Raw genomic sequence first — 7666 nt, forward strand, 5'->3', positions numbered from 1 at the left:
TTAACCATGTGAGACGTAATTGGCTCTGCAGCGCCATGGGGCTGGGGGCACAATGAAGAACGCCGCGAGACGAGACAAGCACACGCCATTCCTGCTTTACGGCGTCTTGCTGATTATCCTTGGCTTTGCGTCCTACTTGGTCGGCGTTTTGCTGGTGTTTCCCCGCTATCTTTTGGGCTTGCGCAATCTGCTCGATCCGGTTTCGGCCTGGCTGGTCTGGTACAGCGGCGTCCCTGTCGTGTTGGGGCTGGCCTTCGCTCTATTCGACCTCCTCTACCTTTTTGGCGGTAAAAAGCCCAACGCGCCGGTCAGGTTTGAACCCGTCCGCCACCGCCGCGTCACGGTCGCACTGACGGCCTATAATGATGAGGACAGTATTGGACCGGTGGTCAGGGATTTTTTAGATCACCCCCTCGTCGAGCGCGTGATTGTCGTCAGCAACAACAGCAGCGACCAAACCTTCGAGCGCGCACAAAATGCAGGGGCTATCGCGTTCAACGAAATGGCTCCTGGATATGGTCGTTGCGTGTTCCGCTGTCTGTCCGAGGCGGTAAAGTTCGACGATACCGAGTTTGTTGTCCTGTGCGAAGGCGATAGCACCTTCCGGGCCTATGACATCGAGAAGCTGCTGGCCTATGCGCCGCATGCCGATATCGTGAACGGCACCAGGACGGTCGAGCCGCTGCGCCAATATATCACGCAGCTTTCCACCTTCATGTATTATGGCAATGTCTTCGTCGGCAAGCTGCTGGAGGCCAAGCATCTGGGTCGCGGCACGATCACCGACGTGGGCACAACGTACAAACTGTGTCGCCGGGAATCGCTGATCCCCCTGCTCGCCAGGTTGAAGCCGACGGTGAACCTGGAATTTAACGCCCATTTCCTGGATACTGCGCTTGGCAATGGGTTGGTTCTGCTTGAATGCCCGATTACCTTTCATCCGCGCGTTGGAGTGAGCAAAGGCGGCAACATCAACAATTGGCGCGGATTTACCGTGGGCATGCGCATGATCCTTGGCATGCTCGACAACTGGAAGCGCTATGCATGACCGGCAATTATCATGAATCGCGACTGACTGCGGACTCGCGCCGCGCCGGTGTGTGGGAGGCGCTGTGGCACTATTATTTCCGCCGTCGCATCCATCCCACGGATTGCGTACTCGACCTGGGAGCAGGCTATGGCGATTTCATCAACAGCGTGACCGCCTCCCGCCGGATTGCCCTCGATATGTGGCCTGGCATGCGTCAGCATGTAGCGGCTGATGTGGAGACGATCATCGGCCCAGTCGAGGATCTGACAGCGATCGAGAATGAAAGCGTCGATTTCGCCTTTGCGTCCAATCTGTTCGAGCATCTGTCGCAGCAAGCGCTGGTAAGCACTCTCTCCTCGCTCAAGAGGAAATTGTCGGATCGTGGCAGGCTCACGATCCTCCAGCCCAATTATCGTTATGCCTTTCGGGAATATTTCGACGATTATACGCATGTAACCGCCTATTCGCATATCAGTCTGGCAGATCTGATGACGGCCCATGGATGGGAGGTTCTGGAGGTTCATCCTCGTTTCCTGCCGCTCAGCATCAAGTCCCGCCTTCCGACATGGAAGCTGCTGGTCGGCGCTTATCTGCGCTCACCCTTCAAGCCGATGGGCAAGCAGATGCTGATCGTGGCACGTCCGGCACAGCGCCATGGCTGAAACCGGGCAGGTTGCCTCGAAATCACGCTTGGCGTCAGACCCCATCGCAGTCCTGCTCATTGCGGGGTTCAGCATCCTTGCAGCCATCATGTTCTGGCATGTGGCTGAATTGCTGGCATTTCTGAAAGCCGTTCTCTTCTACCCCTATTCGCTCGATTATGGCGAAGGCATCGTCTGGCAGCAGATGCGCGACATGCTGCGTGGTACCGCCTATAGTCCGCTTCAGGTCTATCCAGCGATCGTTTATCATTATCCGCCCGTCTATCACATGACGTCGGCCGCGCTGGCGGCGTTTACCGGCATGGATCAACTCGTCGCAGGGCGCACGGTTTCCATTCTATCCACCTTCGCTACCGCCTATATCGTGGGCCTGCTGTCGGCGCGCGCCCTTCCTGAAGAGGCCGGTGGGCGCGTTCGGGCCATTTGCGCTACGATGGCCGGGCTGTTCTTCCTCACCTGCTACCCGGTCCTAGTATGGACCCCATTGATGCGGGTCGACATGCTATCCGGAGCGCTGGGTCTGGCGGGTATATTGCTTGCCCTGCGCGCGCTTGATCGCCCCGCATGGATATATGGAGCGGTCGCCCTTTTCCTCCTATCGGTATACGCCAAGCAGATATCGATCGCTGCGCCCATGGCGGCCTTTTCGGTGTTGCTGCTGGTCCGTCCAAGGCTGGCGGTTCGTGGCGTTGGCTTTTCCCTCATCCTTGGCCTGCTGGCCCTCGCCTGGCTGAGCTGGGCAACAGATGGTGGATTCCTGACGCATATCCTGGCCTATAACATCAACCGGTTCATGCCCTCCTCCTTCGGCGAGATACTGCTCCCGCAGCTCTTCAGTCATATAATGCTGATCGCCCTATCGGTCCTGGGCGCTGCAGCGAGCTGGCAGGCTATCCGCAGAAATCTTGCCGATTGCAGCTCGCTTGTCCTGATCCGCAAGGCTCTGGCACGGAACCGCGCTGCAGTCGCCGCGCTGATGCTGCTGATTTTCCTTGCGCTAAAAACCATCATGCTGCTCGGCATTCTGAAGTCGGGTGCCAGCTTCAACTATATGATCGAATGGTTTTCTGCCGTCGCGATCTTTGCAGGGATGGCGCTGGCACCCTTGGCGGCCCGGGCAATGCGGCAGATGTCCGCTGATAGGGCATTGTCGCCGGTGCTCGTCGTTCTCGCCCTTGTGGCCATGCCGCTGCAACTGGCTTTCCTTCCCCGATATTTTCCCGATGCGCAGGTCCTCGCGCAGGCTATGACGCTGAAAAGCATGGCGGGTGCCCGGATTGTAGAGCGGATCGCGTCCTCTTCCCGGCCGGTCATCGCCGACGACATGACGCTCCTCATCCGGGCACGTCGGAATGTCGAATGGGAGTCGGCTATCACTGCCGAGTTGGGACAGCTTGGTAAATACGACCAGGACGCCTTTACCAAGCTAGTGCGTGCCCATTGCTTCGGCCTGTTCGTGATCGAAGGCGAAACGGATCAGCCGCCCTTCAAGGTGCGCTATAATCCGCCGGTAGCCGAGGCAATCCTGTCGGCCTATCCCAAGGAAGAAAAGATCAACGGATTTTCATTGCGCACACCCTCTGCCACACCAGAGGCGAACAAGGGATGTCCGACTGAGAGGCACCGCGCCAATTCCTGAAGCCGACAAGGCGCGGAGATGGATCCTATACGCTAGTTGTAATCCAAAACGTTATCCTATGGATATCCTATAAGTATCCTTTTTGTTGCAGGAGCACCAGCATCCCTTATCGACCTGTGGCGGAATATATTTAAGAGCTGGAGAAATGGGGGAAACATTAATCTCGACCAATCGCGTTGAGCCATTGGCCAACCCTGAGCCCGCAGTGGCGATTGGTTGGAACGCCGCTTCCATTCAATCAGGCTGGATATGGGCGTTCCTTGTCGCTTGGTTGGGCGGTAGCCAGCTGCTGCTGTGGCGGTTTCTCGATATCGCGCCGGCTTGGACCTACGCTCTTGGCGGCATGGCCATAGCCGGGCTCTGCATCTTCACAATCAGAACCATCAGGGACACAGAGTCTGCCCGCATCAGCCTGTGCACGCTGCTGACCTGCTTCCTGGTCGCGCTCGGTCTGCTCATGCTGAGCGGCGAAGGACGTTTCTTTTACGCCAATGCAGATTGGCAGGTGCGCTTCGCCGTTCTGCGGGACATGGCCATCAATCCTTGGCCCTTTGTATATACGGCGAGGCCGGAGCCGGATCTGCTGCGCGCCCCGATCGGCATGTTCCTGGTGCCTGCGCTGGCATTCAAGGCCTTTGGCTCCCGTGCTGGCGATATTGTCCTGCTGATGCAGAATGCAGCCTTGGTTGCGTCATTGCTCGCCTTGGGAAGCCAGCTTTTTTCAGGTCGGCGCGCCCGGTTCATCGGGCTCGCTGTCTTTCTCTGCTTTTCCGGCATGGATGCGATTGGCAATATGCTGCAGCAAGGCAAGCTCGCCGATCACATGGAGCAATGGGCGGGGATCCAATATTCCTCAACCATCACCCTGCTTTTCTGGGTACCGCAGCACGCCCTTTCCGGGTGGGTAGGCGCGATCGGTTATATGCTTTGGCGCGATGGGCGTCTGCCGTTGGCGCCCTGGCTGGCGCTGCTGCCGTTGACTGCGCTCTGGTCGCCCTTGGGGCTGATGGGCACTATGCCCTTCGTCGCGTTGGCGGGCGTGCGGACGTTGATGGCTCGTGCGCTGCATTGGCAGGATGTGGCGATCCCCACAATCGCGTTCCTCTTGTGCCTTCCAACACTTGTCTATCTCGGCGCGGCGGGAGATGATGTGGGTGTCCGCTTCCTGCCAATAGCTTTGGGACGCTGGTACGTTTTTCAGGCGATCGAAACGCTTCCCTTCCTCATCCCTTTGATAATCGCTGGGAGAGCAGTGCGCTTCGGCAAGGAAAGCCTGTGGTTAGCAGGTGCGTGGCTGATGCTCATCCCGTTCGTGCAGATTGGGTGGTCTATCGACTTCATGATGCGGGGATCAATCACGGCGCTAGTCATCGTTGCGATCATGGTAGGCGATCTACTGGTGCAGCGACATGCAATGCGGTGCTGGCTTATCGCCGTGCTGGCGATCGGCAGTCTCACGGGCCTGTCGGAAATCCGTCGCGCGCTGGTTCAACCGGCGGCACCGGCAGTGCATTGCACTTTCTTCAAGGCTTGGGACCAAAGCTTCTCCGCTTTCCCCAAAGGTTCCTATCTGGCCCCTATAACCAAGGTGCCGCCCCTTATCCGCCCCGCGCACCCTGCCCCGGCCTCGGCCAAGGAACCGGTGCGATGCTGGGATGGCCCTTGGCCTCTACCTTAAAGCTGGACGCTGTCAGACCGACAATATGGCGTAAAGCGACAGGCCTATTGGGAAAGAGATGCGGCTTAAGAGGTGCCGCTCTGCGGCAAATACCCGCTGGAGCGCGGCGTTGACGAGCGGCGATGGGCGCGCGTCCAGCGGCGTGTTGCGCCGCAACAGCTGGTGCATCGCACGCTGCGCGACCGCGAGTGGGAAGAGCAGGCTGTTGAAATGACCCGAAGCCTCAACCTTCAGACCTGCACCTTCAGCGACCTTCTGCAGCCCCTCCAGTGTATAACGGCGCTTGTGGTGGTGCAGCACATCATGATCTGACCAGAGCCAAGGCGCGGCGGGAACGGTGAGCAGGATGCGACCCTGCGGCGCCAGCCTTCTGCCCAAGGCCTTGAGCGACGCTTCGTCGGCATCAATATGTTCCAGCACATCGAGCAGCGCGATCATGTCGTAGCGATTGTCGCCAAAGCCGATGGCGTCAGGCAAAGCGCCTGCTTCTACCCGGCAAAGGCCGCGCGCGGCGGCCAAGGCGCGGGCCTCTGCGTCATATTCCATCGCGTCGAGCTCACCATATTGCGCCAGCAGGCTCAAATTGCCGCCCGTTCCGCAGCCCGCTTCCAGAATTCGGGCTCCAGACGGCAGTGGAACATGGGAGCGAACCAGGCTGTCGATGATCGCGCGCCGGGCGACGAACCACCAATGATCCTGCTCCTGTGCGCTCATGCTCGCATAGGCTGAGCGGTCCATCTTTCTTCTTCCTTCAATGGGGGCTGGTTGGCGGGCGACGCTGCAGGCTCGCTTTCCTCGGCCACAACATAGAGCGGCCGATTGCGCACCTCCTGTGCGACACGGCCCAAATATTCACCGATGATTCCAAGGCTCATCAGGTTAAGGCCGCCCAGCATCAGCACGGCGACCATGATAGAGGCATAGCCGGGCGTATCCACCCCGGTCAGCAGCGTATGCAGCACCAGGAAGGCGGCATAGGCAAAGGCCATCAAGGCGATGCCACCGCCAATATAGGACCAGATGCGCAGCGGCATGGTCGTGGACGCGGTGATGCCGTCCACAGCCAGCGACCAGAGCTTGCCCAAGCCCCATTTGCTGCTTCCTGCCTCGCGTGGGGCGCGTTCATAATCAACCGTGGCGACGGGGAAGCCGACCCAGGAAAAGAGGCCCTTTGTGAAACGGGCCTGTTCGCCCAGTTGCTTAATGACGTCCACCGCCTGCCGGTCGAGCAGCCGGAAATCACCGACATTTTCGGGAATCGGGTGATCGGAGAGGCGATTGATCAGGCGATAGAAGCCTTGCGCGCTCCAGCGTTTGAACCAACTGTCGCTTGATCGGTCGGAGCGCCTTGCATTGACCACCTTCGCGCCCGCCAGCCAGTGGCGGACCATGGTGACAATGACCTCGGGCGGGTCCTGCAGATCGACGTCGATCGGGATGACGGCATCCCCCCTCGCCCGGTCGATCCCGGCGGCGAGCGCGGCTTCCTTGCCGAAATTGCGAGACAAGGTGACGTGGCGGACATCCGGATTAAGCCGGGCAAAGGTCGCTAATATGTTGCCGGTCTGGTCCGTGCTGCCGTCATTGACGAACAGAAATTCGGCGCTTGCATTCGACCCTATAAGATCGAGCGCTGCCGCAACCGCAGGACGTGCCGCATCCAGGAACAGTGAAATGCTTTCCTGTTCATTGAAGACTGGAACGACAATCGACAGCAGCGATGGTTTAGCCATTCCCTGAGCCCCCAGATACGGGCTGATGCCCTGTAAAGGCTATCAGCGAAAATGGTTAACAAGCTGTCACCTCTCCTTAAGCGTTTGTCCAGTGACAGCAGTGATGAACATAATATTTACCATTTTCGGCGAGCAAGCAGGAATATTCGGGATAAGGGAATGGTACAGGTGACCACCAAAATCGGCATTCGGGATGTTGGCCTTATCGCGCTTGTCGCGATACTCATCATGCTGCCTACCTTCCTCCTAGGGCCCGCTGACTCTCATTCGGTAAGTTACAACTATATCTGGACCAGCCAGTTCGGGACGGAAATGGCAAGGGGCAACCTATATCCTCGCTGGTTACCCGGCAGCTTTGAAGGATTGGGTAGCCCTACCTTTTATTTCTACCCGCCGATCACCTATTGGGTGGCAGGCGCCTTTGATGCGTCCGGCCTCTCGACATTTGCCGCGATCAACTTGACCGCTTTTGTCACGCTGCTGCTGTCCGGCTTCGCAATGCATCAGTGGCTTTCGGCTCGTGAAACCTATCCACTTCTGGGCGCCATCCTCTACATGGCCGCTCCATATCATCTTTTCGACTTCTACGTACGTGGCGCGCTGGCGGAATTCACGGCCTTTATCTGGTATCCGCTCATTGCCTTAGCCATCACCCGTCTTCCAGAGCGCAGGGGCATTGTCATGCTGGCGCTTGCCTATGGCGGGCTTGTTCTAACCCACCTGCCAATGGCAATGCTCACGGGCTTCTTCCTGATCGTACCCCTCGGGCTGCACCGCGTGCTGCAAGACCGCCGCGCTCTTCTTCCTCTCGCCGCGAGTGGAGCAATAGCCCTGGGATTGGCGGCCTTTTATCTGCTCCCTGCCCTAACTGTAGGCGATTGCAAAGATACTGGCCTCTGCTCGCAAACAGCGCGGATTTCTGCT

Annotated in this window: 7 protein-coding genes; 5 read left to right on the forward strand and 2 right to left on the reverse strand. The window is 58.6% G+C overall.

The genetic code is table 11. The annotated features are described in order from the left end of the window. The first annotated feature begins 52 nt into the window (after window positions 1-52). The 4 genes from SPHS8_RS17915 to SPHS8_RS17930 all read left to right on the forward strand — a co-directional run bounded on the left by SPHS8_RS17915 (window position 53) and on the right by SPHS8_RS17930 (window position 5009). Window positions 53-1048, forward strand: coding sequence for a glycosyltransferase (locus SPHS8_RS17915; protein WP_201516687.1), 996 nt, complete (start codon window positions 53-55; stop codon window positions 1046-1048). Then, window positions 1045-1692, forward strand: coding sequence for a class I SAM-dependent methyltransferase (locus SPHS8_RS17920; protein WP_201516688.1), 648 nt, complete (start codon window positions 1045-1047; stop codon window positions 1690-1692). The genes SPHS8_RS17915 and SPHS8_RS17920 overlap by 4 nt, the downstream gene beginning before the upstream one ends. Window positions 1693-1720: 28 nt before the next feature. Then, window positions 1721-3331 carry an ArnT family glycosyltransferase gene (locus SPHS8_RS17925; RefSeq protein ID WP_236575253.1) on the forward strand — a complete coding sequence of 537 codons (1611 nt, stop codon included), beginning with the start codon at window positions 1721-1723 and terminating at the stop codon, window positions 3329-3331. A gap of 145 nt (window positions 3332-3476) precedes the next feature. Then, complete coding sequence (locus SPHS8_RS17930; RefSeq protein ID WP_236575254.1) at window positions 3477-5009, forward strand: hypothetical protein; 1533 nt, start codon at window positions 3477-3479, stop codon at window positions 5007-5009. Between the two features lie 12 nt (window positions 5010-5021). Here SPHS8_RS17930 and SPHS8_RS17935 read toward each other — a convergent pair whose 3' ends face one another. Both SPHS8_RS17935 and SPHS8_RS17940 read right to left on the reverse strand, forming a co-directional pair. Further along, window positions 5022-5747, reverse strand: coding sequence for a class I SAM-dependent methyltransferase (locus tag SPHS8_RS17935; protein WP_201516690.1), 726 nt, complete (start codon window positions 5745-5747; stop codon window positions 5022-5024). Beyond that, the gene (locus SPHS8_RS17940) at window positions 5720-6742 is read right to left on the reverse strand and encodes a glycosyltransferase family 2 protein (RefSeq protein ID WP_201516691.1); all 1023 of its coding nucleotides are present in this window, start codon (window positions 6740-6742) and stop codon (window positions 5720-5722) included. Before SPHS8_RS17940 ends, SPHS8_RS17935 begins: the two co-directional genes overlap by 28 nt. Window positions 6743-6793: 51 nt before the next feature. Here SPHS8_RS17940 and SPHS8_RS17945 point away from each other — a divergent pair. Next, the coding region (locus SPHS8_RS17945; protein WP_268933220.1) for a 6-pyruvoyl-tetrahydropterin synthase-related protein at window positions 6794-7666 on the forward strand (873 nt) is incomplete at its 3' end.

Origin of the sequence: Sphingobium sp. S6, assembly GCF_905120495.1 — a bacterium.
GTDB classification, from domain to species: Bacteria; Pseudomonadota; Alphaproteobacteria; order Sphingomonadales; family Sphingomonadaceae; genus Sphingobium; species Sphingobium agri.